At 61.6% G+C, this 25,047-nt stretch carries 23 protein-coding genes and 1 pseudogene; 16 read left to right on the top strand and 8 right to left on the bottom strand.

The window, feature by feature from the left end:
• The 6 genes and pseudogenes from M0D69_RS38365 to M0D69_RS38340 all read left to right on the top strand — a co-directional run.
• A pseudogene (locus M0D69_RS38365) lies at positions 1-233 on the top strand (ABC transporter permease); the annotation flags it as partial.
• 35 nt (positions 234-268) lie between these two features.
• Positions 269-961, top strand: a complete 693-nt coding sequence (locus tag M0D69_RS38360) for a cysteine hydrolase family protein (RefSeq protein WP_301787018.1) — start codon at positions 269-271, stop codon at positions 959-961.
• Between the two features lie 2 nt (positions 962-963).
• The gene (locus M0D69_RS38355) at positions 964-2,574 is read left to right on the top strand and encodes an ABC transporter ATP-binding protein (RefSeq protein WP_301787017.1); all 1,611 of its coding nucleotides are present in this window, start codon (positions 964-966) and stop codon (positions 2,572-2,574) included.
• A gap of 25 nt (positions 2,575-2,599) precedes the next feature.
• Positions 2,600-3,259, top strand: coding sequence for a cysteine hydrolase family protein (locus tag M0D69_RS38350; RefSeq protein ID WP_301787021.1), 660 nt, complete (start codon positions 2,600-2,602; stop codon positions 3,257-3,259).
• Between the two features lie 14 nt (positions 3,260-3,273).
• Positions 3,274-3,660, top strand: coding sequence for an oxalurate catabolism protein HpxZ (gene hpxZ / locus M0D69_RS38345; protein ID WP_301787016.1), 387 nt, complete (start codon positions 3,274-3,276; stop codon positions 3,658-3,660).
• Between the two features lie 32 nt (positions 3,661-3,692).
• Positions 3,693-4,424, top strand: coding sequence for a GntR family transcriptional regulator (locus M0D69_RS38340; RefSeq protein ID WP_301787015.1), 732 nt, complete (start codon positions 3,693-3,695; stop codon positions 4,422-4,424).
• An 855-nt stretch (positions 4,425-5,279) separates the two neighbouring features.
• Here the strand turns inward: M0D69_RS38340 and M0D69_RS38335 are convergent.
• Complete coding sequence (locus M0D69_RS38335) at positions 5,280-6,014, bottom strand: hypothetical protein (protein ID WP_301787014.1); 735 nt, start codon at positions 6,012-6,014, stop codon at positions 5,280-5,282.
• Between the two features lie 261 nt (positions 6,015-6,275).
• Between M0D69_RS38335 and M0D69_RS38330 the strand changes: the two genes are divergently transcribed.
• Both M0D69_RS38330 and M0D69_RS38325 read left to right on the top strand, forming a co-directional pair.
• Positions 6,276-6,677 carry a GFA family protein gene (locus tag M0D69_RS38330; protein WP_301787020.1) on the top strand — a complete coding sequence of 134 codons (402 nt, stop codon included), beginning with the start codon at positions 6,276-6,278 and terminating at the stop codon, positions 6,675-6,677.
• Positions 6,678-6,712: 35 nt separating this feature from the next.
• Positions 6,713-7,099, top strand: coding sequence for an ester cyclase (locus tag M0D69_RS38325; protein ID WP_301787013.1), 387 nt, complete (start codon positions 6,713-6,715; stop codon positions 7,097-7,099).
• A gap of 41 nt (positions 7,100-7,140) precedes the next feature.
• On the opposite strand, the gene M0D69_RS38320 is transcribed toward M0D69_RS38325, so the two are convergent.
• Both M0D69_RS38320 and M0D69_RS38315 read right to left on the bottom strand, forming a co-directional pair.
• Positions 7,141-8,496 (bottom strand): epoxide hydrolase family protein, encoded by a 1,356-nt coding sequence (locus M0D69_RS38320; RefSeq protein WP_301787012.1) that lies wholly within the window; start codon positions 8,494-8,496, stop codon positions 7,141-7,143.
• Between the two features lie 248 nt (positions 8,497-8,744).
• Positions 8,745-10,010 carry an MFS transporter gene (locus M0D69_RS38315; protein ID WP_301787011.1) on the bottom strand — a complete coding sequence of 422 codons (1,266 nt, stop codon included), beginning with the start codon at positions 10,008-10,010 and terminating at the stop codon, positions 8,745-8,747.
• 147 nt (positions 10,011-10,157) lie between these two features.
• Here M0D69_RS38315 and M0D69_RS38310 point away from each other — a divergent pair, with 147 nt between their 5' ends.
• Complete coding sequence (locus M0D69_RS38310) at positions 10,158-11,075, top strand: LysR family transcriptional regulator (RefSeq protein WP_301787010.1); 918 nt, start codon at positions 10,158-10,160, stop codon at positions 11,073-11,075.
• Positions 11,072-12,265 carry a YbfB/YjiJ family MFS transporter gene (locus tag M0D69_RS38305; protein WP_301787009.1) on the top strand — a complete coding sequence of 398 codons (1,194 nt, stop codon included), beginning with the start codon at positions 11,072-11,074 and terminating at the stop codon, positions 12,263-12,265. The genes M0D69_RS38310 and M0D69_RS38305 overlap by 4 nt, the downstream gene beginning before the upstream one ends.
• A gap of 58 nt (positions 12,266-12,323) precedes the next feature.
• On the opposite strand, the gene M0D69_RS38300 is transcribed toward M0D69_RS38305, so the two are convergent.
• The 4 genes from M0D69_RS38300 to M0D69_RS38285 form a co-directional block, all read right to left on the bottom strand.
• Positions 12,324-13,370: an alpha/beta fold hydrolase gene (locus tag M0D69_RS38300; protein WP_301787008.1), complete on the bottom strand. Its 1,047-nt coding sequence runs from the start codon at positions 13,368-13,370 to the stop codon at positions 12,324-12,326.
• 164 nt (positions 13,371-13,534) lie between these two features.
• Positions 13,535-13,759: a DUF4148 domain-containing protein gene (locus tag M0D69_RS38295; protein ID WP_301787007.1), complete on the bottom strand. Its 225-nt coding sequence runs from the start codon at positions 13,757-13,759 to the stop codon at positions 13,535-13,537.
• A 198-nt stretch (positions 13,760-13,957) separates the two neighbouring features.
• Positions 13,958-14,488: a thioredoxin family protein gene (locus M0D69_RS38290; RefSeq protein WP_301787006.1), complete on the bottom strand. Its 531-nt coding sequence runs from the start codon at positions 14,486-14,488 to the stop codon at positions 13,958-13,960.
• 1 nt (position 14,489) lies between these two features.
• On the bottom strand, positions 14,490-15,206 hold the full coding sequence (locus M0D69_RS38285; protein ID WP_301787019.1) for a cytochrome c biogenesis CcdA family protein: 717 nt from the start codon (positions 15,204-15,206) through the stop codon (positions 14,490-14,492).
• A gap of 178 nt (positions 15,207-15,384) precedes the next feature.
• Between M0D69_RS38285 and M0D69_RS38280 the strand changes: the two genes are divergently transcribed.
• The 5 genes from M0D69_RS38280 to uvrA all read left to right on the top strand — a co-directional run bounded on the left by M0D69_RS38280 (position 15,385) and on the right by uvrA (position 24,007).
• Positions 15,385-15,756: a GFA family protein gene (locus M0D69_RS38280; RefSeq protein WP_301787005.1), complete on the top strand. Its 372-nt coding sequence runs from the start codon at positions 15,385-15,387 to the stop codon at positions 15,754-15,756.
• Positions 15,753-15,875 carry a hypothetical protein gene (locus M0D69_RS38275; RefSeq protein WP_301787004.1) on the top strand — a complete coding sequence of 41 codons (123 nt, stop codon included), beginning with the start codon at positions 15,753-15,755 and terminating at the stop codon, positions 15,873-15,875. The genes M0D69_RS38280 and M0D69_RS38275 overlap by 4 nt, the downstream gene beginning before the upstream one ends.
• 7 nt (positions 15,876-15,882) lie before the next feature.
• The gene (locus M0D69_RS38270) at positions 15,883-16,623 is read left to right on the top strand and encodes a response regulator (RefSeq protein ID WP_301787003.1); all 741 of its coding nucleotides are present in this window, start codon (positions 15,883-15,885) and stop codon (positions 16,621-16,623) included.
• A complete protein-coding gene (locus tag M0D69_RS38265; protein ID WP_301787002.1) occupies positions 16,620-17,939 on the top strand; it encodes an ATP-binding protein in 1,320 nt (439 codons plus the stop codon). Before M0D69_RS38270 ends, M0D69_RS38265 begins: the two co-directional genes overlap by 4 nt.
• A 230-nt stretch (positions 17,940-18,169) precedes the next feature.
• Positions 18,170-24,007, top strand: coding sequence for an excinuclease ABC subunit UvrA (gene uvrA / locus M0D69_RS38260; protein WP_301787001.1), 5,838 nt, complete (start codon positions 18,170-18,172; stop codon positions 24,005-24,007).
• Here the strand turns inward: uvrA and cynS are convergent.
• Positions 24,001-24,450, bottom strand: coding sequence for a cyanase (cynS, locus tag M0D69_RS38255; RefSeq protein ID WP_301787000.1), 450 nt, complete (start codon positions 24,448-24,450; stop codon positions 24,001-24,003). The two genes, uvrA and cynS, sit on opposite strands and share 7 nt — an antisense overlap.
• Positions 24,451-24,537: 87 nt before the next feature.
• Between cynS and M0D69_RS38250 the strand changes: the two genes are divergently transcribed.
• Positions 24,538-24,942 (top strand): ACT domain-containing protein, encoded by a 405-nt coding sequence (locus M0D69_RS38250; protein WP_301786999.1) that lies wholly within the window; start codon positions 24,538-24,540, stop codon positions 24,940-24,942.
• Positions 24,943-25,047 lie beyond the last annotated feature (105 nt).

Here is a 25,047-nt window from a genome sequence, read left to right as displayed (position 1 = left end):
CCGTCGCGCTCGTTATCTTTGCGCGCTGGCAGCCGTTGCGATGCCTGTGGGCCGCACTGCTCTTCGGCGCGGCGGGGGCGCTTGGGCCGGCGTTGCAGGCGATAGGTGTAACGAGCGGGTATTACCTCTATAACGCCGCGCCTTACGTGCTCACGCTCGCGATCATGATCATCAATTGCCGTCCGGACAGGACACTTGCCGGTGCACCGGGCGAGCTGAGTCTCACGCGCTAAACGACCTTCCATTCATTTTCAAGGCGGCCACGACCATGAACCGATTCATTGATGCCAGACCGTACCCCTGGCCCTTCGATGGCAACCTGCGCCCGGATAACACGGCGCTCGTCGTGATCGACATGCAGACGGATTTTTGCGGCCACGGCGGTTACGTCGACAAGATGGGATATGACTTGTCGCTGACCCGTGCACCCATCGAGCCGATCAAGCGCGTCATGGCCACGATGCGCGCGCAGGGCTTCACGATCATTCATACGCGCGAAGGGCATCGGCCGGATCTGTCGGACCTGCCCGCGAACAAGCGCTGGCGCAGCCGCCGTGCAGGCACCGAAGGCGTGGGAATTGGGGATGACGGCCCATGCGGCCGTATTCTCGTGCGCGGCGAACCGGGCTGGGAAATCATCAGCGAGCTGGCGCCGCTGCCGGGCGAGATTGTCATCGATAAACCCGGCAAAGGCTCGTTCTGCGCCACCGACCTCGAGCTGATCCTGCGCACGCGAGGGATCGTGAATCTCGTGCTGACCGGGATCACCACGGACGTCTGCGTCCATACAACCATGCGCGAGGCGAACGACCGCGGTTTCGAATGCACCGTGCTCGCGGACTGTTGCGGTGCGACCGACCCCGGCAACCATGACGCGGCCTTGCACATGATCACGATGCAAGGCGGCGTCTTCGGCGCGGTCTCCGATTCGCACGCGCTCCTCACCACACTCGGCGGCTGATCATGTCGACCCCTTCGCATGCGTTAGGCGTGGACGTGTACAACGCCGGCAAATCGTTCGGTGCTTTCCGCGCGCTGGACAATGTGTCGATCACGGTCCGGCCGGGCACGGTCCACGCGCTGCTCGGTGAAAACGGCGCGGGTAAAAGTACGCTCGTGAAGGGGCTCGTGGGTTACGGCCTGCTCGACGAAGGGCAGATTTCAGCCGGTGGCCGCGAGGTCCATATTGCTTCGCCGCGCGATGCGCAGGCGTTGGGCATCGGCATGGTGTACCAGCATTTCACGCTGGCATCGGGGTTGTCGGTGGAGGAGAACTTGCTGCTCGCGCGGGGGCGCTTGCCGTGGAAAATCCAGTGGAAAGAGGAACGCTCCGCGCTCGAAGCGTTCATGCAGCGCATGCCGTTTCGCCTGCCGCTCGACGCGCCCGTTTCGGGCCTGGCCGCAGGGGAAAAGCAGAAGCTGGAAATCCTCAAGCAGTTGTATCTGAAGCAACGCTTTCTCATTCTCGATGAGCCTACCTCCGTGCTGACGCCGCAAGAGGCGGACGAAGTGCTCGGGCTGATGCGCGATCTGACCACGCGCGGCGAGTTGACCGTGCTGATGATCACGCACAAGTTCCGTGAAGTGATGGCGTATGCCGACGACGTGACCGTGCTGCGCAAGGGCCGGCAGGTCGGCACGAGTGCGGTATCGGCGACGAATCGCGATGCGCTGGCCTCGTTGATGATGGGTGCCGCTGAGACACGCGACACCGCTGTCATGGACGCGTTCAATGCCGAGCGGGTGGTGCGCAAACCAGTGGACCCGGCAGCACGAATACGGCTCGCCATGCGTAATATTTCCATCGACGATGATCGCGGCCATGCAGCCGTCAAACGTGCATCGCTTGAGGTACGTTCGGGAGAAATACTCGGGATCGCGGGGGTATCGGGGAATGGCCAGAAGGAACTGGTCGAGGCGTTGGTCGGGCAACGTCGCGTGAGGACAGGCGAGATGGAAATTGCAGGCGATGCATACCACGCCACACGTGAAGAAATGACGCAGCGGCGAGTGTTTGCCATCCCTGAAGAACCGCTTAAAAACGCGTGCGTGGCGAGCATGAGCGTCGCGCAGAATCTGGCCCTTCGCGACTTCGACCGGACGCCGTTGCGGCGCGGCGGCTGGCGTCTCGACCGGCGCGCGATGCGCGAGCGCGCGGCGCATTTGATCGATGACTTCAACGTCCGTCCGCCGCTGCCTGAGCGTGCTATCGGCACGCTGTCGGGCGGTAATGTGCAGCGCGCGGTGCTCGCTCGCGAATTGGGCCAGCCCGTCGATGTGCTGATCGTCGCGAACCCGGTGTTCGGTCTCGACTTCGCATCGGTGGCGGATATTCATGCACGCATCATGGCGGCGCGCGATGCCGGCGCGGCGGTCCTGCTGGTGAGCGAGGATCTCGATGAATTGCTGGAGCTTGCGGATCGCATTGTCGTGATCGCTGAGGGCGAGCTTGTGTATGAGACAGCCGCCGCCAACGCAGAGCGCGCGACGCTGGGCCATTACATGGCGGGGCATGGTGACACGATGACACAAGGCACGCCCGCTGCCGAACCGTTGAAGGAGGTCATTGAATGAGATCGAACCCATGCAAAGGCAGGCCATGACGATCACGATACCTGCGCAACCCGGGCCATTCACCTTCGATCCATCGGCCACCGCACTTGTCATCATCGACATGCAACGCGATTTCATCGAACCCGGCGGTTTCGGGGAATCGCTGGGGAACGATGTGTCGCTGTTAGCGCAGATCGTGCCCACGGTCGCTTCGCTGCTGGCTTTCGCGCGCGAAAGCGGATGGTTCGTGGTCCACACACGCGAGTCGCATGCAGCCGATCTGTCGGACTGCCCACCGGCCAAGCGGCTTCGTGGTGCGCCAAACGCGCGCATTGGGGATAACGGACCGATGGGCCGCATCCTGATTCGTGGCGAGCCGGGCAATGCGATCGTCGATGCCATTGCGCCTGTAGAAGGCGAACTGGTCATCGACAAACCCGGCAAGGGCGCTTTCTATGCGACATTGCTGACTCATGAATTGGAGGCACGGCGCATCACGCATCTTGTGTTCGCCGGCGTGACGACGGAGGTTTGCGTGCAGACATCGATGCGCGAAGCGAATGATCGCGGTTACGATTGTCTGCTTGTCGAGGACGCGACCGCCAGTTATTTCCCCGCGTTCAAACAGGCGGCGCTCGAGATGGTGCGGTCCCAGGGCGGCATTGTTGGCTGGACCGCGCCCCTGTCATCTTTTACCGCAGCATGAGGAACTCGCAGACGATGAAAATCAACCTGCCGGAAGTCATTGCGGAAGTGTGTGCGGCGTTCGTCGCGTACGAGCGTGCGCTGGTGGCGAACGACATCGAAACGATGAACGCGCTCTTCTGGAACGCGCCCGAGACGGTGCGCTACGGCATTGCCGAAATCCAGCATGGCGGCGACGCCATTCGCGAGTGGCGCGAAAACTGCGCACCCGTGCCCGCCTCGCGTATGTTGCACCGCACGGTCATCACTACGTTCGGTACGGACTTCGCGACCGTCAGCACGGAATTCACCAGCGACGAAACGCCGTTGATCGGGCGCCAGATGCAGAGCTGGGCACGACTCGGTCCCACCGATAACTGGAAGATCGTCGCCGCGCACGTGAGCCTTATTCCCCGGCCCTGAAACGCCGATAATAAGAACAAAGGGGGACCCGAATGCAGGAAGAGTCGATTGAAACGAACGTCGAAACCGTCGAGCCCAATGCCGCCAACCCGCTTGCCGAGCAGGTCTACCAGCGGCTGAAAAGTGACATCTTCAGCTTCCGGCTATTTCCGGGCGATCGCTTTTCGGAGAACGGTATTGCGCAGTACTACGGCGTATCGCGCACACCGATGCGCGACGGCCTGTTCCGGCTGCAGCGCGAAGGGTATCTGGAGGTCGGTTTCCGGCGCGGCTGGAAAGTCGCGCGGATCGACTTCGACCAGATGGATCAGCTCTACGATCTGCGCATCGTGCTTGAAGTGGCTGCGCTTGAGCGACTGACGTCAGGCGGCGAAGCGGCGCGTGAAGCGATTGATGCGCTAAAGGCAATCTGGTGCGTCGAGCCGGAAGCGCGCGAATCCGATCCGGTCAAGATGTTCGGCATGGACGAGGATTTTCATCGCCAGATCGTGGCTGCCACGCGTAATGCCGAAATGGTCCGCGTTCACAATGATGTCACGGAGCGCATTCGTATCGTGCGCCGACTCGACTTTCTGAAACCTCACCGAACCAGCGCGACCTACGACGAGCACTCGACCATGCTGCATCTCATCGAGCGCAACCGGCTGACCGAGGCGACCATCCTGCTGCGCGCGCATATCACGCAGAGCAAGCTCGAGGTGCGGAAAATCACCTTGTCGATGCTGGATGCCGCTCGTGATGTGAAGCTGCCGTTCGTGTCCTAGAGGTTTTGCGAAATTGGGTTTCGTTCGCACTCGGTCTGGGGTTTGGGCGCAGTGCTAATGAGCGGTCGGGGGGCGGGGGTCGGGGGTCGATGCCGGGTTGCTGCTGCTTAGGCCCGCGGTCGTTATATGTTAGATGTTTTCTTTATCACTATTAGCCACTGTGCGTGGCGGCACGTCATTTCTGTCCAAAGCGACAAAGAAACGAAGCAAAGAAAGCGCTTTCCAACCACGGGCGAATTAGTGTCCCTAGCGTGCAGGCTCAGAGTTTTTGGCACCTGATAGCACGGTGCTTGCCAGACTGCAGAATGTTTGAACCCCTCCTTCTCCGAACACGGATACCCACACGCTTCGCCACCAGTGACGGAACCTGCCCAAGGGTCACCCGCGCTATCCGCGAATGACCACCTCAAGAAAGAAGCACGCAGTCCACGTAGCCAGCCCACCCGGAAATGAGGCAACCAGCACACGTCAGGCCGTCATGGTCTGGGGGCTGTGGTTCTCGCCCGAGAGCGTTGGGGGCGAAGCGTGTTCGTGTCAGGATTCGCGAGAAGGAGGGGTTCACACATCCTTCAGTCTGGCGAGCACCGTGCTATCAGGTGCCAGAAACTTCAAGCCTGCACGCTAGGGACACTAACTTGCTGATTGTTGGGAGGCGTTTTCTTTGCTTCTGTTTCTTTTTCGCCGTTGTTGGAAAAAGAAATGACGTGCCGCCACGCACAGTGGCTAATAGTGATAAAGAGAACATCCAACATATAACCCGCGAAGGCCTAAGCAGCAGCAACCCGGCATCACCCTCCGCCCCCCGACCGCTCCTTATCGCTGCGCCTAAACCTCAGACCGAGTGCGAACGAAACCCTACTGCGCAGCGTGCTTGAACGACTCGAGTTCGCTCGTGAACCGCTGAGTGCGTACGCCGTTGCTGCCGTAGTACTCCTCGTCGGATTTAACCCACCGGCCAATTTCGGGCACGTACCAGAACGCCTTGTAGAGCCGGCCGGTTGCCACGACCGGACTGGCCCTTCGGGTCTGCATCACGATAGTCGCACCCGCCTGATTGGCGACAGTTCCTGTTGTCGCAGACTGCATGGGAGCAGTCTGCGCCGTCCATTGACCTTCGGCTTCAATCTTGATCGCTTCAAATTTGCCAGCCGGAACTTCGACGGATTCAGGACCAACAACCTTGAATCGTGTATCGAACGATTCCGAATCGTGCTTCACGTTCGGGTGCGCTTCGGTATATTTCACCTCCCACGTCTTTCCGACCGAACGCGGGAACGACAAAGGCTGATTGACCGTCGTTTGGGTTCCATTCACGTTACGCGAGCGGCTCCAGTCAGCGCCTTCGACTAGTTCATTTGCGGCCTGGGTCGTACCGGCCTGCTTCGTTTCGAAATAAATATGGTCGGACGTTGTACGCAGCACGACGATCTCGTCATGCGTCTGGCGCCAACCGTTGGGCGCGGTCTCGACCGTCTCGACATAGGTCCATGTATCCCCCGGGTGAAGCTTTGGTGCCGACATGGATTCCGCGTTCACAAGCATTGGAGCAGCCAACGAAATCAGTAGCGGGATGGTTTTTATCGTTTTCATGGTCACTGGTTCTTATCTTATTGATATGCGGGATGATTCTAGCCACCAAATCTTTCGCTTAGCATTCATCTCGCTCGGCCCAGCCGGGCTAGGTCATTTCGTCAACTCGCAAATTCTCTGGGCCGCTGTCGGCAACTCCTCCAGGAACGGCCGTTTAATATAATGGAGCAGCAACCCTGCATGAGCGAACGTTCACGCGGCGCGCCCAATCAATTATCGATCCCGCAGTTCGTTAGCGTACCGTCCATCATGGAGACAGACATGAATCCGTTGCTTGCCGGCAGATGCCTTTGCGGCGCGGTCCATTACGCGGTGAAGGACGAGTTCGTCTATGCATTGAACTGCCACTGTTCAAACTGCCGGCGCGCAACGGGCTCGGCATTCAAGCCATTCGCAGGGATCGAGCGTGACAAGTTGAACATCACTCAAGGGCAAGACAACCTGTTGATTTTCGGTGACAAGAATGCGGCGCACGATGTTCATTGCGATACCTGCGGCAGCCTCATGTTCTCGGTGGTTCGTGAGGGCGAGTTCGTTCACGTTACTTTGGGAACGCTCGAAGACACTCCTTCGATCCGCCCGACCGCACACATTTTTGTCGGCTCCAAGGCTGCCTGGTATTCCATAACCGACCAATTACCGCAGCACGACGAATTTGGATAGAAACATGAACCTTGTAAAACGACAGGGAAATTGCCGTGAATAAAACCGACCTCTCCAATGTCTACCGAGACTACATTGCCTGCCTGAATAAGCAGGACTGGCCGAAGCTGGAGCAATTCGTTCATGATGACGTGCACTACAACGGTCAGCGGATCGGGCTATCAGGTTATCGCGAGATGCTCGTGAGAGACTTTAATGAAATTCCAGACCTCTATTTCAACATTCAGCTGTTGATTTCCGATGCGCCTTATATAGCCAGCCGGCTAGGCTTCGCCTGTACGCCCAAGGGAAAATTCCTTGGCCTCCCTGTAAACGGGAAAAGAGTTTCCTTTACAGAGAATGTGTTCTATCAATTCCGGGCGGAAAAGATTGAGCAAGTATGGTCGGTTATAGATAAGGCGGCGATCGAAGCTCAGCTTTAGTGCAATAAATTACCCGTATCTCGCCTCCAGGCGCATTCCCGTTATTTGCGCAGCGGTCTTAAGCCCGCGCGAACCTCCTCTGCAAATAATTGGGGTTGTTCCCACGCCGCAAAGTGTCCGCCTTTGTCGACTCTGTTGTAATAGATCAGGTTGTGATACGCCCGCTCTGTCCAACTCCGCGGGGCCTGATAGTTCTCGCGAGGAAAGACGCTCACGGCAGCCGGGACGGAAACATCGGCGGCAGCCAGGAAGTTGAAGTGAGACTCCCAATAGAAGCGAGCCGCGGAAATCCCCGTGTTCGTCAACCAGTAGAGTGTGATGTCGTCGAGGACGTCGTTCCGTGTCAGGCCGCCTGAGGATTCTCCATTGACGGGGCGCCCGAACACAGCCGAGGTCAGTGCCGCCGCCGGCTGCACATACCCGTCACCGTGGTCAAGAAGCCAGCTCGCCAGTCCAACGGGCGAGTCCGCCAGTCCGTAGAGTGTTTGCGGGCGTGTCCCCATCTCCAATGCATAGGCGCGTCGCTTCTTGGCCGCGCTGCTCAGCGGCTCGTAAGCGTGCCTTTCGTCGTCCGAGAGGCTGGATGGCGGCGGATCGCCGGCCTGAAGCGCCTTTGCAATCTCGGGTGGAATAGTCGCGGGGAAGTTGACGTGGATGCCTAGCAATTCCGGCGGTGCTTGCTTACCCATCACATTCGAGACCACTCCACCGAGATCGCCGCCTTGCGCCGCAAATTGCGTGTATCCAAGGCGCTTCATCAGCACTACCCAGGCACGCGCGGTGCGCTCTGGACCCCATCCGGTCGTGGTGGGTTTGCCTGAAAATCCGTAGCCCGGCAGGGACGGAATGACCAGATGAAAAGCGTCCGACGCGCTCGCGCCATATGCCGTGGGATTGGTCAGCGGATCGATAATTTTCAGCATCTCGATGACCGAGCCGGGCCACCCGTGCGTGACGATGAGCGGCATCGCATTTTCATGTTTCGAACGGACGTGGATGAAATGAATGTCCAGCCCGTCGATCTCGGTCACGAACTGCGGCAGGGCGTTCAGTTTTGCTTCGCACTTGCGCCAGTCGTAATCGGTCGACCAACGCTGCGCGAGTTCCTGAATCATCGCGAGCGGCACGCCTTGCGAGTCGTCGGTGACCGTCTCCCGGTCGGGCCACCGCGTCGCTTTGATGCGTCGTCGCAGGTCGATAAGCTGCGATTCCGGCACATGCACGCGAAGCGGACGAATAGCGGTCTTGTCGCCGCCAGTCGATTGGGCAACCTCAGTAATCGCTTGATTAGTTTCTGCAAACGCGAGCTGACTCAGCGAGCCCGCAGCAACGGTCGCCGCTACCACGCCAACAAAACGACGGCGAGACAGCGATTGGGGAGAGATGTTGTCTGACATAAAATTTCCGCTTGGAGATGAAGCCAGGTTCCCAATCAATGGCAACGTGATTCACGAACCATTGGAGGCGATATTCGACGCAGAGCGCGTTCGGTGTGAGCGTATTGGAACGCGCGGATGTATCTCGCTTGTTTCCTGGGAGGGTGGTTTTGAAAGCGAATGTAGCAACGCCCACTGTGGATACATTTCTATACAAAGAGGAACCGTGCCCGCAAGCATGCGCCGCAGCATCTGGAGGCCACATAGCTTCACCTCACCTGCTTGGCTCTCGTCCATCGATTCAACCCCGCGCAAACGAGCAGCAAGGACGCAGTCACGAAAAACACCGCGCGCAAGCTGAAATGCGCACCGATCTGCCCGCCGATCAACGGGCCGATGACCTGCCCGCTGAACTGAGCGGACTGAAGATAACCGAGCGTCTTGCCGGAATTGTGATCGGCGACTGCGTGCCGCACCTCCTTCGCAATCGATGGAAGCAGTCCCGCGAGCGTCATGCCCATCAGGCCGCGCAGAATGGCCAGTTGCCACCATTGGGTGACAAACGCCTGCGGCACCAGGACCACGCCCGTGGCAACCAGACACCCAATGATCACTTTCGAGCTTCCGATGCGATCAGCAAGCGCGCCGAGACGGGCGGCGGTCAACATGCTGCCGAACGCCGAGGCCGCCATCACGATTCCGGCCACGCGTGCAACGTGATCGTCCGGCACACCGAGTTGCCCGATATAGACGGTGATGATCGGCTCGATCGACATGTTCGCAAGCAAAACCATCATTGCCGTCACGAGCAATACGAGGATCACCCCGCCGTTGATCGCGGAGGGCGATACCCCGCCGGTGTCCGTACGCTTCTTCGCGTCGGTGGTGCGATCGAAATCCTCGCGCACAACCACAATGGTCAGCAGCGCGGCCACCACGATGATCGCTCCGCCGACGAAGAATGTGCCGCGGATGCCGACCCATGTCGGCAGGAAACCGCCCACCAGCGGTCCCACGAGATTGCCCGCGAGGGCGCCTGTAGACAGTATGCCCAACGCCCATCCCGAGCGTTCGCGCGGGACCTGCGTCCCGACCATGACTATCGACGCGGAGGCGTAACCGCCGATCAATCCCGCGATCAGCCGCAGCACCACCAGCTCGGTCAGGTTATGCGCAAGGCCGATCAGCGACATCACAACGGCCATGCCGACCGCCGCGCGAACCAGCATGGGCTTGCGGCCGTACCGGTCCGCAAGACGCCCCCACAGCGGCGCGGTAATCGCGGTGCCGAAAAACGTCGCGCCAAACGCAACGCCCGACCACTGCACGACCGCCGACGGTGTGCTCACGCCCAGCTGCTGCACGTACAGCGGCAGGAACGGCAGCAACATGCTGAGGCTCAACAGGGTTGTAAAAGACCCGAATACGCAGACGAAAAGATTGCGCCGCCAGTACGGCGCGTTGCGTTCGGCGTAGCTGAGCCTCTGGACATGGCCGTCCGGCGGCATGAGCGAACTGCTTGCTGGCTGATTCATGGGGACCTCGATCGTTCTATCAGGCGTTGAGCGATGGCCGGGCGCATGTGCGTCGATCCGGGTCACCATCGCAAAAGGAGTAGACCGCTTGCATATTATCTCAATTTAGGAATATGATGTTTACATCGTTCTCTAATTGAGATTTTCATGGATCACACCAGTCTCGACATTTTTCGCGTGGTCGCCGCCGAACTCAGCGTGACCCGGGCGGCCAAGCGGCTCGGCCGCGTGCAGTCGAACGTGACCACGCGAATCCAGCAGCTCGAAGAGGAACTGGGCGTCGCGCTGTTTCGGCGCGACGGCAACCGTCTGACGCTGAGCGTGGAAGGCGAACGTTTTCTCGGCTACGCCAACCGCATGCTCGCGCTGGCCGACGAAGCGCGGCAAGTGCTGAGTCCTCAAGCGCCTTCGGGCACGCTCCGAATTGGCAGTATGGAAAGCACGGCCGCGGCTCGTCTTCCGGGACCGCTTGCCGCCCTTCACGTGCAATACCCCGACGTCCAGCTCAGGATTTCGACGGCGCCCTCGCGGCAACTGCTCGAACAGGTTCGCAGTGGTTTGCTCGATTGCGCGTTCGCGGCGCTGCCGCCGTGCGGCGAGATGGCGTCGGCATCGGATCTCGAGGCAGTCGGACTTCTTGGCGAACCGGTCTTTCGCGAGGAGATCCTGCTTGTGCTGCCGCCCGGGCATGCCGCTGTCCGCCAGGGCTCGGATATCGCCGTGCGTTCGCTTGCCGCGTTTGCACAAGGCTGCAGCTACCGCGTGCTTGCCGAGGAGTGGCTTGGCCAGGACAAGTCACCGCTCGACATCCAGGAGGTCGGGTCGTATCACAGCATGCTGGCGTGCGTCGCGGCAGGCGGCTGCGTATCGCTCGTGCCGCGCAGCGTGCTCGAGTTGCTGCGCGAACCGCCAGAGTTCCGCACTCATGCTGTGGCGAAGGTGGATACGTGGCTCGTTCATCGAAACGGATATCAGACGGCGGCGTTCGATGCGCTGCGCGAAGCGCTTGCGCCGTTCACGTCGAAGCATCCAACGGCCAAAACGGCCAAAAGGAAATCATCATGAGCACGATTCGGCACGCCTCGTCGACAACAAGCCAAGGCATGGCGGCACTGGTTGCCGCGCTCGTCATTTCGGTCGGCATGGGGTTCGGACGCTTTGCGTTCACGGGCATCTACCCGGTCATGGTCAGCGACGCCGTGCTGACCGTACATCAGGGCACGCTCGCCGCATCGGCCAACTATGCGGGTTATCTCGTTGGAGCCCTGCTGACTGCCGCCTTGCATCCGAGACACTCGCGCAGGCTGTGCGTGCTGGCGCTCGGGGGCATCGTGATGTGTCTCGGGATGACGGCGCTGTTGAATGAGCCCTGGCTGATCATCGCCATGCGTGGCATCACAGGCGCCGTCAGCGCGGTCACCATGGTGGCGGCTTCGCTGTGGCTGCTGCAACATCGCGGCCACACGCACGGTGCGCCCATGCTTTATGCGGGCGTCGGCATTGGCATTGTGCTGTCGTCCGAAATGCTGGTCGCGGGACGCACGTTTGGCTTGCACAGCGCAGGGCTTTGGTGGGTATTGGCAGCAGGCGCATTGATCCTCGGCGCCATCGCGCGGCCGGGTCTCGATGCGCGCCCGGTGCAAGATTCCGACGCACGTGCGGCCTTGCACGGACACGAGTCCTTTCCCGCGCTCGGCGCAGGACGGCTGATCGCGCTCTACGGGCTTGCCGGCTTCGGCTACATCATCACCGCGACCTATCTGCCGTTCTTCGTCCGGAACGCACTCGGTTCAATCGATCCCATTCAGGTCTGGGCGTTGTTCGGCCTGGGCGCGGTGCCGTCGTGCTTCATCTGGCACGCAGTCCATATGCGCCTTGGCACACGGCGCGCGCTGTTCGTGAATCTCGCGTCGCAGGCGGTCGGCGTCATCTTGCCGGTGGTGGCGCCGAACCCGGCCGGATACCTCGGCAGCGCATTGATCGTAGGCGGCACATTCATGGGCACCACGACCATTTCGATGCTCGCAGCCCGCCGGGTAGCGCACACCCTGCGCGTGAGCATTCTCGCCGTGATGACGGCGTGCTTCGGCATCGGGCAGATCGTGGGGCCGCTCGTCGCCAGTGCGATGTATGCACCGCATCATTCGTTCGCGGGGTCCTTGATTGCGGCTGCGGTGGCGCTGACCGTGGCGGCGCTGCTTTGCGTACGCCTGAGCAGGTCCGGTCGCGGATGGCCGGACTCTCTGAACCGCTGATTCCACGTGCAGCGTGCTCTGCCGGCCACCCAACCGCAGACAACGAAGCTGCAACGTTTCAGGCCATGCGCGCGACGTCGATGACCGCATCGGCGAACGTTTTTGGCGCTTCCTGCGGCAGGTTGTGCCCGATCCCGCCGCCGATGTTCCGGTGTACGTACTTGCCCGTGAACTTCTTCGCGTAGGCCGACGGATCGGGATGCGGCGCTCCGTTGGCATCGCCTTCGAGCGTGATGGTCGGCACAGAAATAGTCGGCGCCGCCGCCAGGCGCTGTTCGAGCGCGTCGTATTGCGGTTCGCCCTGCACCATGCCGAGACGCCAGCGATAGTTATGAATCACCACCGCGACGTGATCAGGGTTCGCGAACGACTGAGCGGAGCGGTCGTAGGTCGCATCGTCGAAGTCCCACTTCGGTGACGCGAGACGCCAGATGAGCTTGTTGAATTCGTTGCGGTTCGCTTCGTACCCCGCTTGACCGCGCTCCGTGGCGAAATAGAACTGATACCACCATGCAAGCTCCGCTTTCGGTGGCAGCGGCGCGCGGTTGGCGGCCTGGCTGCCGATCAGATAGCCGCTCACCGATACCAGCGCCTTGCATCGTTCTGGCCACAGCGCGGCAATGATGCCGGCCGTGCGCGCGCCCCAGTCGAAGCCGCCGAACACGGCCTTGTCGATCTTCAGCGTGTCCAGGAGCGCGATGATGTCGACGGCGACGACGGCTTGCTGCCCGTTGCGCGGGGTATCGGCGGACAGGAAGCGCGTCGTGCCGTAGCCGCGCAGATACGGCACGATCACGCGATAGCCGGCGGCCGCGAGCAGTGGCGTGATTTCTGCGAAGCTGTAGATGTCGTAGGGCCATCCGTGCAGCAGGATCACGACCGGGCCGTTGACCGGTCCGGCTTCCGCATAACCGATGCTGAGCGCTCCGGCATTGACCTGGCGAATGGTGTCGAACGATGCGAGGCCCGCAGAGCCTTTGGCGGGGCTCGTGTTCGCGGCCGATTGCGCGTTGGCGAGTCCGCTGAGTCCGAGTTCGAGCAGGCCGACGCCTGCAATAGTCGTCTTCAGCAGACGGCGGCGGCGAGAATTCATCTCATCTGGCATGGTTGTTTCTCCTTTGAAATTGTGTCGCTTCTTAGTATTCGATCGGGCGCAACGCGGATGTCAGGCGGAAGTTTCACCGCCTGCATCGCTTCATTCAGGCTACATCGATTTTCCCGCGCGCTTGTTCACGATGGAGCCTCGAATAAGTAGGTAAGTGAGCAGGTTCAGCTTCCGCGATAGAGCGTGCTGAGACCGGCGAGCTGTCCGTCCTTCTGCGCCTGCACCAATTCGCGCCGCACGTCGGCACGCGTCTTCTGCGACGCAACAATGCGGCTCGTACCGGATTGCTCCGTCTGCGCAGCGGCGGAGGTCGTGGTGGTGTCGGCGGCCTGAGCCAGGCCCGAAGCGGCGAATGCGGCAAAAGCCAAAGCGATGATCGAAGTTTTCATGCTGTTCTCCTTGAAACGATGAAGGGTTGGGAAACGCCCGGAGACGCATCGGTTGCGTGGCAATTCGTCGCGATCCGTCGTTGATGCATTTGAACGCGCGGACGTATCTGGCGTGTGTCGTGAACCGGGTGTTTTGCAAGCCTGTGTATCGGCGGCTTTGCGGATACATTTCGATACGAAAGGCCTGCGCACGCCGCATTACTTCTGCGCGAGCAACTGCTTGATCGCGGCCTCGGTCTGCTCGTATTCGCCTTCGCCGAAGTGCGTGTAGACCACCTTTCCCTGCTTGTCGATGAGATAGAACGCCGGCCAGTACTGGTTGTCGTAGGCGGTCCAGGTCGCATAGCGGTTGTCCTGCGCGACCGGGTAGGTGATGTCGAAACGCTTGATCGCGGTCTTTACGTTGGCGGTGTCTCGCTCGAACGGATACTCGGGCGTATGCACGCCGACAACCACCAGCCCCTGGTCCTTGTACTTCTGGTTCCATGTTTTCACGTAAGGCAGCGTGTGAACGCAGTTGATGCACGAGTAGGTCCAGAAGTCGACGAGCACCACTTTTCCGCGCAGTTGCTGCAGGGTCAGCGGTTCGCTGTTAAGCCACTTGTCGATGCCGGTGAACTCCGGTGCCGGCGCCGGGTGCGCGAGCGGGCCCGCCTGAGCGGCGCCGGCGCTCGCTGCAATGACGGTAAAGAGGGCAGTGGCGGTGAGAGTCTTGAGTCGGTTGAACATGTCAGAGTCCTTTGAGTGCAGGGAGGTAAGAGGCGATCCACGCATAAGCGAGGACGTCGTATTGCAGATAGATGGCGAGCGCGGTGAGCATCACCAGAACGCCGAATACCTGCTGGATGCGGTGTGTATGACGGGCCAGTACGCGCACGCGCCGCGTGATGAACTGACCGCCGTAGATGATTGCGAGCATCGGAATAGCGGCGCCGATCGCATATAGCGCGAGCAGCAGGCCAGACCAGTGAAGGTCCTGCGCCTTGACGACGAGCACCAGGATCGACGCGAGGACGGGTCCGGCGCACGGCGTCCATACCGCTCCCAGCGACATCCCGAGCACGAAGCCGCCCGCGTTGCCGGTGCCGGCCGGCGCGCCATTGAGCGCGGCGGGCCACAGGCGGCCCAGCGGCGCCTGCACGTTCGCGACGAGCCAGTCGTAGGGACGCGGCCACAGGCGCAGCAGCCCCGAGAGCCCGAGCAGCCCGATCGCCGAATTGCGCAGCGCCTGCTGTGCGACGTGGACCGTGCTCGAGACGGCGCCGAGCAGCAACGCTAACGAAGCGAAGGCCACGATGAAACCGGCGATGATGAAGAGCGGCCGCACGCGGTCCGGACGATCGACCGACGTGCCGAACAGGATCGGCATCACGGGCAGGATGCAGGGTGACGCAATGGTCAGCAGGCCGGCGAGGAAGGCGAGCGGGGCTTCAATGAGGTTGTGCACAATGACGGTCCGTTCGTTGAACATGACCGTATTCAAAGGTCCGCGCGTATCTGGCGTGTGTCGGCGGCCAGGCTATCGCGCAATGTTTTGTGTCCAGCGAAATGCCGGATACATTGCGATACAAAAGACGAGCCGAATCGGGCTATAACGCAGTCATCGATAGAAAACGGAGAGACACATGAACACCGAAGTGCTGCAGGGCGCCTGTCATTGCGGGCGCGTGAGATTCGAAGTCCGCACCGCCGTCGAGCCCGCGTCGCGCTGCAACTGCAGCCTGTGCCGACGCAAGGGCGCGCTGATGACGCCGTCGTTCCCCGCCGATGATCTGAAGCTTCTCGACGGCGAGGAGGCGCTTACGCTGTATCAGTTCAACACGCGCGTGGCGAAGCACTATTTCTGCAAGCATTGCGGCATCTACACGTTCCACCAGACGCGCATGGACCCGCGGCTCTGGCGCGTGAACGTCGGTTGCCTGGAAGGCGTCGATCCGTATACGCTAAGCGCGAGCGTGACTGATGGAGCCAGCTCCTCCGTGGTGGAGGACGCATGAGACGCATCCTTGCGATCATCGCGTTCCTCGCGGGCGGGATCGCGGCTGAAGTGACGCATCCGGTGCTGTGTCATCTGATCGCGCCGGCCCGGGTGCAGACTAAACGCAGAAGGCAATGAGCATCGAATGGAAAACACCGACCACGTACTGATTGTCGACGACGATCGCGGTATCCGCGAACTGCTCGCCGCCTATCTGGAGAAGAACGGCATGCGCGTATCGCTCGCCGCAAACGGCCGGCAGATGCGCGCCGCGCTGGAGCAGGGCGCGCCCGACCTGATCGTGCTCGACCTCATGCTGCCCGGCGAGGACGGGCTCGTGCTATGCCGCGAACTACGCGCGGGCAAGTTCCGCGCGGTGCCCGTGCTGATGCTCACCGCACGCGATGAGGAAGCGGACCGCATTGTAGGGCTGGAGATGGGCGCCGACGACTATCTGCCGAAGCCGTTCGCCGTGCGCGAACTCTTGGCGCGCATCCGCGCGGTGCTGCGGCGGACGCGCATGCTGCCACCGGGCATGGACGTAAGCGAATCGGTTCAGATGCTGGGCTTCGGCGACTGGCTGCTCGACACCACCGCACGCCATCTGCTCGACGAGAACGGCACGATGGTTGCGCTCTCGGGCGCCGAGTATAGGCTGCTCCGCGTGTTCCTCGATAATCCGCAGCGCGTGCTCACGCGCGATCAGCTGCTCAACCTCACGCAAGGTCGCCAGGCCGATCCGTTCGACCGCTCGATCGACCTGCTGGTGAGCCGCTTGCGTCAGCGCCTGCGGGACGTCGCGCGCGAGCCGCGCTACATCAAGACGCTGCGAAGCGAAGGCTATGTGTTCTCCGCCGCCGTCGTGCCGGTCGAAGGTCCAAAATGAACCTGCGTGCTCTGTTGCGCTGGCCGCGCACGCTGTTCGCGAGGCTCGGGCTGATTCTCTTCGTCGGAATCGCCCTTGCTCAGACGCTGTCGTTCTGGCTCACGCTGACCGAGCGCGACCAGACAATGACCAACGTGATGATGGGTTACATCGAACGCGAGGTCGCGAGTTCGGTCGCGCTGCTCGATCGCCTGCCGCCTGACGAGCGCGCCGAGTGGCTGCCGCGTCTTGCGCGGCGCAGCTACAGCTTTGTGCTCGGCCCCGGCGTGGGCGGAGCGCCGCCCGACGCGCGGCTATCCGAGCGGGCGGCGGAGTCGATCGCGGAAGGCATTGGCAAGCGCTATCCGCTGACCATGAACGAGATCCCCGGCGACAGCGAGCATCTGCAAGTGCACCTGCGCCTGAGCGACGGCTCGCCGCTCACAATCGATTTGCGGCCGATGTCGGGCGCGCCGCTGTCGCGCTGGCTGCCGCTCGTGCTGGCGTTACAGCTCGCCGTGCTCGCCGCGTGCTGCTGGCTCGCGGTGCGGCTCGCCACTCGCCCGCTCGAGAAGCTCGCGCAGGCAGCCGATACACTCGGCCCCGACCTGAAGGCGGAGCGCCTGCCCGAGGACGGCCCCGATGAAGTGGCACGGGCGGCGCGCGCCTTCAATGCCATGCAGGACCGGGTCGCGACCTACATGACCGAGCGCATGCAGATTCTCGCCGCGATCTCCCACGATCTGCAGACGCCGATCACACGGATGCGTCTCAGGCTCGACGTGATGGACGACAGCGCGCAAGGCGCGAAGCTGCAACAGGATCTGCAGGAGATGGAGTCGCTCGTGAAGGAGGGCGTGACCTACGCGCGCACGATGCACGGCGCGACCGAGGTCTTGCACCGCGTCGATCCCGATGCGCTCTTCGACAGCCTCGTCTGCGATTACCTCGACGCAGGCAAGACGGTGTCGCTTCACGGGCGCATCGGCGCCGAGCTGGTGACGCGTCCGCAGGCGCTGCGGCGCATCGTCGGCAATCTCGTGGATAACGCGCTCAAGTTCACCGGCGAGGCCGAGATCAGGGTGAATGAACCGCGCGACGGTACGGTGACGGTCTCCGTGCTCGACCGCGGACCGGGCATCCCGCCAGAATCGCTGGAGGCGGTGTTCGAGCCGTTCGTCCGGCTGGAGGGCTCGCGCAACCGGCACACGGGCGGCACCGGGCTTGGCCTCGCGATCGCGCGGCAACTCACGCTTACGATGAACGCCACGCTCACGCTGCATAATCGCCCGCAAGGCGGTCTGGAGGCGCGGCTCGTGATGAGAAGGCTTGATTGACGGGCGGCGATTTCCACTACCCGACGTTTCGATTCTGTCTGGTCAAGCCAGCCTAGTATTCCGCCAGGTCCGGTTGAGCGCGCTGCCGAAAACACTGTATGGGTGTACAGTGTCGACTTCATCGGCCGTTATCTCACTAATGCGCCTCGAACGGCGGCTCCCCAGCGCGAGCCGGGCTTCGCCCAGGCGCCTTCGTGGACGATCTAACTCATTGAACCGGTTAGGAAAAATTGGCATCCAACAACGCAATCCGCATTCGCGGCGCTCGCCAGCACAATCTCAAGAACATCGATCTGGACCTGCATACCGGCCAGATGACCGTGGTGACCGGACCCTCGGGCTCGGGCAAATCGAGCCTCGTGTTCGATACGCTCTATGCCGAAGGCCAGCGTCGCTACGTCGAGACGTTCAGCGCTTACGCGCGGCAATTCCTCGACCGGATGGACCGTCCGCAGGTGGATCGCGTGGACGGCGTGCCGCCGGCAATCGCCATCGACCAGACCAATCCGGTGCGCAGTTCGCGCTCGACCGTCGGCACGATGACCGAGCTGAACGATCACCTGAAGCTGTTCTACGCGCGCGCCGCCGAGCTTTTCGATAAGAAGACCTCACATCAGGTCAGGCACGACACGCCGGAAACCATCTACGTGGAATTGCTCGAACGCACGAAGGCGAACGATCCGCGTATCGCGATTACGTTTCCGGTCGAGCTGCCCGAATCCGCCAGCGATGAAGAAGTCGCGCAGTGGCTTTCCGCCAGCGGCTATACGCGCGTGCAGGCGAAGCGCCATGTGAACGGCCGGCAAATGCTCGACGTGGTGGCGGACCGGTTCCGCTTGCAGAACACGGAGCGGTCGCGGGCGCTTGAGGCTATCGAAGGCGCGTTGCTGCGCGGCACGGGGCGCGTGAATGTGTACGTGCTGCCGGAGTCGGGGGCCGAGGATGCGGACAAGCCCATGGACACGCCCACGTGGCGCTTTTCCACCGGCCTGCACAGCCCGGAAAGCGACATCCGCTATGCCGATCCGCAACCCGCGTTGTTCTCGTTCAACTCGGCGTATGGCGCGTGCGAAACGTGTCGCGGCTTCGGCCGAGTGATCGGTGTGGATCTTGGCCTGGTGATTCCCGATGAGCGTAAAACCCTGCGCGGCGGCGCGGTCAAGACGCTGCAAACGCCCGCATGGAAAGAGAATCAGGACGACCTGCTGCGCTACGGCGCAAAAGCGGGTATTCGCCTTGGTGTGCCCTGGAGCGAGTTGACGCAACAGGAACGTGACTGGGTGATCAACGGTTCGCCGGACTGGACCGGCAAGTGGCAAAACCAGTGGTACGGCGTGCAACGTTTCTTCGATTACCTGGAATCGAAGGCGTACAAGATGCACATCCGCGTGTTGCTGTCGAAATATCGCAGCTATACGAAATGTCCGGTGTGCGAGGGCGCGCGTCTCAAGACTGAGGCGCTGCTGTGGCGCCTCGGCACGAAGGAGCAAGCGGACGCCGTGTTGAAGCCGGCCGATCGTTTTCTGCCTGCGGGCGCGGAGTGGACGCGTGCGCAACTCGAAGCGCTTCCTGGCCTGACGCTGCACGATCTGATGCTGATGCCGATCGACCGCATTCGTCGCTTCTTCGACTCGCTGACCTTGCCAAGCACGCTGCTGGACGACGCGCTCAAGCTCCTGCACAACGAAGTCCGCACGCGCCTGAAATATCTCTGCGATGTCGGCCTCGGTTATCTCACGCTGGATCGCCAGAGCCGCACGTTGTCGGGTGGCGAAGTGCAGCGGATCAACCTGACGACGGCGCTCGGCACGTCGCTGGTGAACACGCTGTTTGTCCTCGATGAACCGAGTATCGGTTTGCATCCGCGCGACCTGAATCGCATTGTCGAAGCGATGCACCGGCTGCGCGATGCGGGCAATACGCTCGTGGTGGTGGAGCATGATCCGTCGGTGATGCTCGCGGCGGATCGTCTTATCGACATGGGTCCGGGACCGGGCGAACGCGGTGGCGAGATAGTCTATGACGGGCCGCCGAACGAGATCGAGCATAGCGACACGCTGACGGGTGCGTACCTCGGTGGCCGCAAGCATGTGGCGCATGCATCGAACTGGCAGCGTCGCGCCGTCGATGCAAAAACGCCGCGGCTCGTGCTCGAAGGCGCGACCGAACATAACCTGCGTGACGTAACGGTCGAGATTCCGTTGCATCGACTTGTGTGCGTGACGGGTGTATCCGGGTCGGGTAAATCGACGCTGATTCAGGACGTGCTCGCGCCGGCATTGCAGCGTCATTTTGGTAAGGCAACCGAATCGCCGGGCGCGTTCCGCGCGTTGAAAGGCGCGGATGCGTTGAGCGAAGTGATCTTCGTGGATCAATCGCCTATCGGTCGCACGGCGCGCTCGAATCCCGCGAGCTACGTTGGCGCATTCGATGAAATTCGCAAGCTGTTCGCGAAGGCTCCCCTCGCTGCGCAACGTGGTTATAGCGCGGGCATGTTCAGCTTCAATTCCGGCGATGGCCGCTGTCCGACTTGCGGCGGCTCGGGTTTCGAACACGTCGAGATGCAGTTCCTGAGCGACGTTTATTTGCGCTGTCCGGATTGCGATGGACGGCGTTACCGGGCGGAAATCCTCGACGTGCAGATCGAACGCGATGGCAAGTCGCTCAGCGTGGCCGATGTCCTCGACCTGACCGTGAGCGAAGCCGTTGCCTGCTTTGCGCAGGACAAGGAAGTGCTGCGGGTGTTGCAGCCTATAGTTGACGTCGGGCTTGAATACGTGAAGCTCGGTCAACCGGTTCCAACACTCTCCGGCGGCGAAGCACAGCGCCTGAAGCTTGCTGGGTTTCTCGCGGAAACGGCACAGGCAAGCGGCAATAAACCGGGTCGTTTGTTCATGTTCGACGAACCCACGACGGGCCTCCATTTCGACGACATCGCCAAGTTGATGCAAGCGCTAAGGCGCCTGCTGGAGCGCGGCCATTCGCTGATCGTGATCGAGCACAATCTCGACGTGATCCGTGCCGCCGACTGGATCATCGACCTCGGTCCTGAAGGTGGCGATGCAGGCGGTCTGGTCGTCTGCGTCGGCACGCCGGAGGATGTGTCGGCATGCGAACAATCGCACACGGGCAAGGCCTTGCTCGACTACGAAGAAGCGATGGCGCCGGGTGCAGCGCAGAAGCGCGCAGCAGGCGTCCCGCTGCAACTGGCCGCTGAAGTCGCGGCAGCGCGACGCGCGTTGCAGGGCGAGGACGTGGTGCGGATCGTCAACGCACGCGAGCACAATCTGAAGTCGCTGGACGTCGATATTCCGCACGGCAAGTTCAACGTGATTACGGGCGTATCGGGTTCGGGCAAATCAACCTTGGCCTTCGATATCCTCTTCCACGAAGGCCAGCGCCGTTATCTGGAATCGTTGAATGCGTACGCGCGATCGATTGTGCAGCCTGCCGGACGTCCTGAAGTGGACGCCGTCTATGGCATTCCGCCTACGGTGGCAATCGAGCAGCGGTTATCGCGTGGCGGCCGTAAAAGCACGGTCGCTACCACGTCGGAAGTCTGGCATTTCCTGCGGCTTCTGTACGTAAAACTCGGCATCCAGCATTGCGTCCACGACGGTGCGCCGGTCACGGCGCAAAGCCCCGAATCGATCGTCGCGCAGATCATGCGGGATTTCAAAGGCCAGCATATCGGCTTGCTCGCGCCGCTGGTGGTGAACCGCAAGGGTATTTACACGGACCTCGCGAAGTGGGCAAAAACACGCGGCCATACGCACTTGCGCGTGGACGGCGAGTTTCTGTCCGTCGATCCGTGGCCGAAGATCGATCGCTTCAAGGAGCACACCATCGAGTTGCCGGTCGGCGATCTGATCGTCAGCGCGAACGACGAAGCCTCGCTCAAAGCGATGCTCCTGGAGACGCTCGAGCTCGGCAAGGGCGTGATGCATCTGCTCGCGCCGCTCGACGACCTGCATGGCGCGCTGAATGGCGGCAAGAAGGGGACAAAACATATCGGCGAGATGCGGGTATTTTCGACCAAACGTGCCTGTCCGGTATGCGGCACGAGTTATCCCGAACTCGATCCGCGCATGTTCTCGTACAACAGCAAACATGGCTGGTGCAACACCTGCGTGGGGACGGGCGTGAAGCTCACGCGCGAACAGCGTGAAGCCTACGACGACACGGTGCTTTCCGACGACGGCCGCGGCCGCGAGCAGACGATTCCATCGGCGCAGCAGGAACCGGACGATGTCGGCGATCAACCCTGCCCGGATTGCAACGGCACACGCCTGAACGAAGTCGCGCGGGCGGTGACGTTCGGCGATCAGCCGATAACAGAAGTGGGCCGCTGGACAGTCACCGCGACGCGTGGCTGGGTCAACAAGCTGAAACTCAAGGGCCGCGACGCCGATATTGCCCGCGACGTGATCAGTGAAATCGAAGGGCGTCTGCTGTTCCTCGAGGAAGTCGGTCTCGGCTACCTGAGCCTTGACCGCGCAGCGCCGACGCTCTCGGGCGGCGAAGCACAGCGCATCCGTCTTGCCGCGCAACTTGGCAGCAACTTGCAGGGCGTTTGCTACGTGCTGGATGAACCGACCATCGGGCTGCATCCGCGCGACAACAAGATCCTGCTCGACGCGCTGAAAAAGCTCGGCGACAAGGGCAACACGCTGGTTGTGGTGGAGCACGATGAAGACACGATTCGCCGGGCGGATCACATCATCGATATTGGTCCGGGTGCAGGAAAACGCGGCGGCACGGTGGTGGCGCAGGGCGGCGTAGCGGATCTCGCAGCGCAGCCGGATTCGCTCACGGGCCAGTATCTGGCGAACCCGATCCAGCATCCGCTGCAAGCCCGCCGCGACGTAAAAACCGCTACCGCCAAGCGTGCCGCGACGCCCGAGAACTGGCTCACGGTTCACGGCGCAACGCTGCACAATCTGCGCAACGTCACCGCGAGCATGCCGCTTGGCCGCTTGATCGCCATCACGGGCGTGAGCGGTTCCGGCAAGTCGACGCTCGCTCGCGACGTGCTGATGACCAATCTCCTCGATGCAGTAGGCCGCTCGGTTTTGTCGTCGCCGGCAACGCGCCGTGCACGCAAGACCGCGCAAGCCGACATGCCCGCACGCAATCGCTCAAGCGTGCTGTCACGCGAAGCGCCGCGCGCGAAATTCGATGTCACGCATCGTTGGCAAGGATGTACGGAGGTGACCGGGTTCGAGACGATCGACCGTGTGCTGGAAGTCGATCAGACGCCGATCGGCAAGACGCCGCGCTCGTGTCCGGCGACGTATATCGGCATGTGGGACACCATCCGCAAGCTTTTCGCCGATACGCTCGAAGCCCGTGCGCGTGGGTACACGCCGTCGCGTTTCTCGTTCAACACCGGCGAAGGACGCTGCCCGGCCTGCGAAGGCCAGGGGGTGCGCACCATCGCCATGAGCTTCCTGCCCGACGTGAAGGTGCCGTGCGACGTCTGCCACGGCCAGCGCTTCAATCCGGAAACGCTGGCCGTGACGTGGCGCGGCAAGAACATCGGCGAAGTGCTGACAATGGAAATCGACGAGGCCGTCGAGTTCTTCTCCGCGATGCAAAGCATCTCGCATCCGCTGCAACTGATGAAGGATGTGGGCTTGGGGTATCTGACGCTCGGCCAGCCATCGCCGACACTGTCAGGTGGTGAAGCGCAGCGGATCAAGCTGGTGACGGAGTTGTCGAAGGTAAGGGACGATATCGGCCGGCGCGGGCAGAAGGCGCCGCATACGCTGTACGTGCTGGATGAGCCGACTGTCGGCCTTCATATGGCGGACGTTGCCAAGCTGATTCGCGTGCTGCATCGGCTGGTGGATGGCGGGCATTCGGTGGTGGTGATCGAGCACGATCTGGATGTGATCGCCGAAGCCGACTGGGTGATCGATCTCGGGCCGGAAGGCGGCACGGAAGGCGGATCGATCGTGGCTGCGACCGATCCGGACACGCTCTCGAAGAATCCGCGCAGTCACACGGGCGCGGCGCTGCGGCCTGTGCTGGAACGCGGAACGGAGACGGCCGAGGCGGTTCAGTAACTCTTGTAGGGCAGGAACTTGCCCGATAAAACCACGTTGACCCGATCCCCTTTGGGATCGGGTTCGCGCTGGATATCCATCGAAAAATCGATGGCGCTCATGATGCCGTCGCCGAATTCCTCGTGGATCAGTTCCTTGATCGTGGTCCCGTAAACGCTCACTATTTCGTACCATCGGTAGATTAGAGGATCTGTCGGGACGGCGGTCGGCAGCGAGCCTTTATAGGGCACAATCTGCAGCCAGGCGACGGCTTCGTCGGAGAGGTCGAAGAGCAGGCCGACGACTTCGGCTTGCGCTTTGGAGAACGTCATCTGCCCGAGGCAGCTGGCCGTTACCCATTCCTTGCTCAAGCCGACTTTCTCCGCCACGTCGGCCCATTTCAGCCCTTTGCTCACCTTGGCGGCGAGAATCATGCGAGTCACTTCGCTGCGATCGGAAATCATTCGTGGTGCTCCTTAGGGGGTGTTTAAGCGAGTGTATCGGCGTATCGGGCGGTTGGCTGGCGGACAAAAAAGCAGGATGAACAAACCATGACGAACCCCATCAACGATCTGAACACCCTGCTAGCGTCGATGTCGCCTGAGCTCCAGCCGGGCGTCTACGTCTATGCAAGCGTGCCTTTTTCCGCCGACCTCGGAGATATGGTGCCTTTAGCTACATTCCGCGAGCGCGAGGGTCTGACCATCATCGTGGAAGAGGGTGAGGCGCAAAGAGCAGGTATCGAACCGTTGTTCCGCGCCGCGTGGATTACGCTGACGGTCCACTCTGACCTTCAGGCGGTTGGCCTGACGGCGGCCTTCGCTACCGCGCTTGGCAAGGCAAACGTCAGCTGCAACGTCGTCGCCGCCGCGTACCACGATCACATCTTTGTCCCGATCGAATCCGCCGATGCCGCGATGGTTGCATTGCAGCAACTCCAACGCAGCGGACGGTAAGGTTCGTTCGCACTCGGGGTTCTGGTTGGGGGGCCGGTGGTCAGGGGGCTGGGTTGCTGCTGCTTAGGCCTGCGGTCGTTATATGTTGGATGTTTTCTTTATCAC

It is taken from the genome of Caballeronia sp. SEWSISQ10-4 2 (genome assembly GCF_030464885.1).
Taxonomy (GTDB): domain Bacteria; phylum Pseudomonadota; class Gammaproteobacteria; order Burkholderiales; family Burkholderiaceae; genus Caballeronia.
This window is presented reverse-complemented; position numbering and strand designations above follow the sequence as displayed.

What these genes read in the sequence shown, in the direction of transcription:
- M0D69_RS38360 (WP_301787018.1), top strand. Translation starts at nt 269, where the DNA reads ATGAACCGATTCATTGATGCCAGACCGTACCCCTGGCCCTTCGATGGC.
- M0D69_RS38355 (WP_301787017.1), top strand. Translation starts at nt 964, where the DNA reads ATGTCGACCCCTTCGCATGCGTTAGGCGTGGACGTGTACAACGCCGGC.
- M0D69_RS38350 (WP_301787021.1), top strand. Translation starts at nt 2,600, where the DNA reads ATGACGATCACGATACCTGCGCAACCCGGGCCATTCACCTTCGATCCA.
- hpxZ (WP_301787016.1), top strand. Translation starts at nt 3,274, where the DNA reads ATGAAAATCAACCTGCCGGAAGTCATTGCGGAAGTGTGTGCGGCGTTC.
- M0D69_RS38340 (WP_301787015.1), top strand. Translation starts at nt 3,693, where the DNA reads ATGCAGGAAGAGTCGATTGAAACGAACGTCGAAACCGTCGAGCCCAAT.
- M0D69_RS38335 (WP_301787014.1), bottom strand. Translation starts at nt 6,014, where the DNA reads ATGAAAACGATAAAAACCATCCCGCTACTGATTTCGTTGGCTGCTCCA.
- M0D69_RS38330 (WP_301787020.1), top strand. Translation starts at nt 6,276, where the DNA reads ATGAATCCGTTGCTTGCCGGCAGATGCCTTTGCGGCGCGGTCCATTAC.
- M0D69_RS38320 (WP_301787012.1), bottom strand. Translation starts at nt 8,496, where the DNA reads ATGTCAGACAACATCTCTCCCCAATCGCTGTCTCGCCGTCGTTTTGTT.
- M0D69_RS38315 (WP_301787011.1), bottom strand. Translation starts at nt 10,010, where the DNA reads ATGAATCAGCCAGCAAGCAGTTCGCTCATGCCGCCGGACGGCCATGTC.
- M0D69_RS38310 (WP_301787010.1), top strand. Translation starts at nt 10,158, where the DNA reads ATGGATCACACCAGTCTCGACATTTTTCGCGTGGTCGCCGCCGAACTC.
- M0D69_RS38305 (WP_301787009.1), top strand. Translation starts at nt 11,072, where the DNA reads ATGAGCACGATTCGGCACGCCTCGTCGACAACAAGCCAAGGCATGGCG.
- M0D69_RS38300 (WP_301787008.1), bottom strand. Translation starts at nt 13,370, where the DNA reads ATGCCAGATGAGATGAATTCTCGCCGCCGCCGTCTGCTGAAGACGACT.
- M0D69_RS38295 (WP_301787007.1), bottom strand. Translation starts at nt 13,759, where the DNA reads ATGAAAACTTCGATCATCGCTTTGGCTTTTGCCGCATTCGCCGCTTCG.
- M0D69_RS38290 (WP_301787006.1), bottom strand. Translation starts at nt 14,488, where the DNA reads ATGTTCAACCGACTCAAGACTCTCACCGCCACTGCCCTCTTTACCGTC.
- M0D69_RS38280 (WP_301787005.1), top strand. Translation starts at nt 15,385, where the DNA reads ATGAACACCGAAGTGCTGCAGGGCGCCTGTCATTGCGGGCGCGTGAGA.
- M0D69_RS38275 (WP_301787004.1), top strand. Translation starts at nt 15,753, where the DNA reads ATGAGACGCATCCTTGCGATCATCGCGTTCCTCGCGGGCGGGATCGCG.
- M0D69_RS38270 (WP_301787003.1), top strand. Translation starts at nt 15,883, where the DNA reads ATGGAAAACACCGACCACGTACTGATTGTCGACGACGATCGCGGTATC.
- M0D69_RS38265 (WP_301787002.1), top strand. Translation starts at nt 16,620, where the DNA reads ATGAACCTGCGTGCTCTGTTGCGCTGGCCGCGCACGCTGTTCGCGAGG.
- cynS (WP_301787000.1), bottom strand. Translation starts at nt 24,450, where the DNA reads ATGATTTCCGATCGCAGCGAAGTGACTCGCATGATTCTCGCCGCCAAG.
- M0D69_RS38250 (WP_301786999.1), top strand. Translation starts at nt 24,538, where the DNA reads ATGACGAACCCCATCAACGATCTGAACACCCTGCTAGCGTCGATGTCG.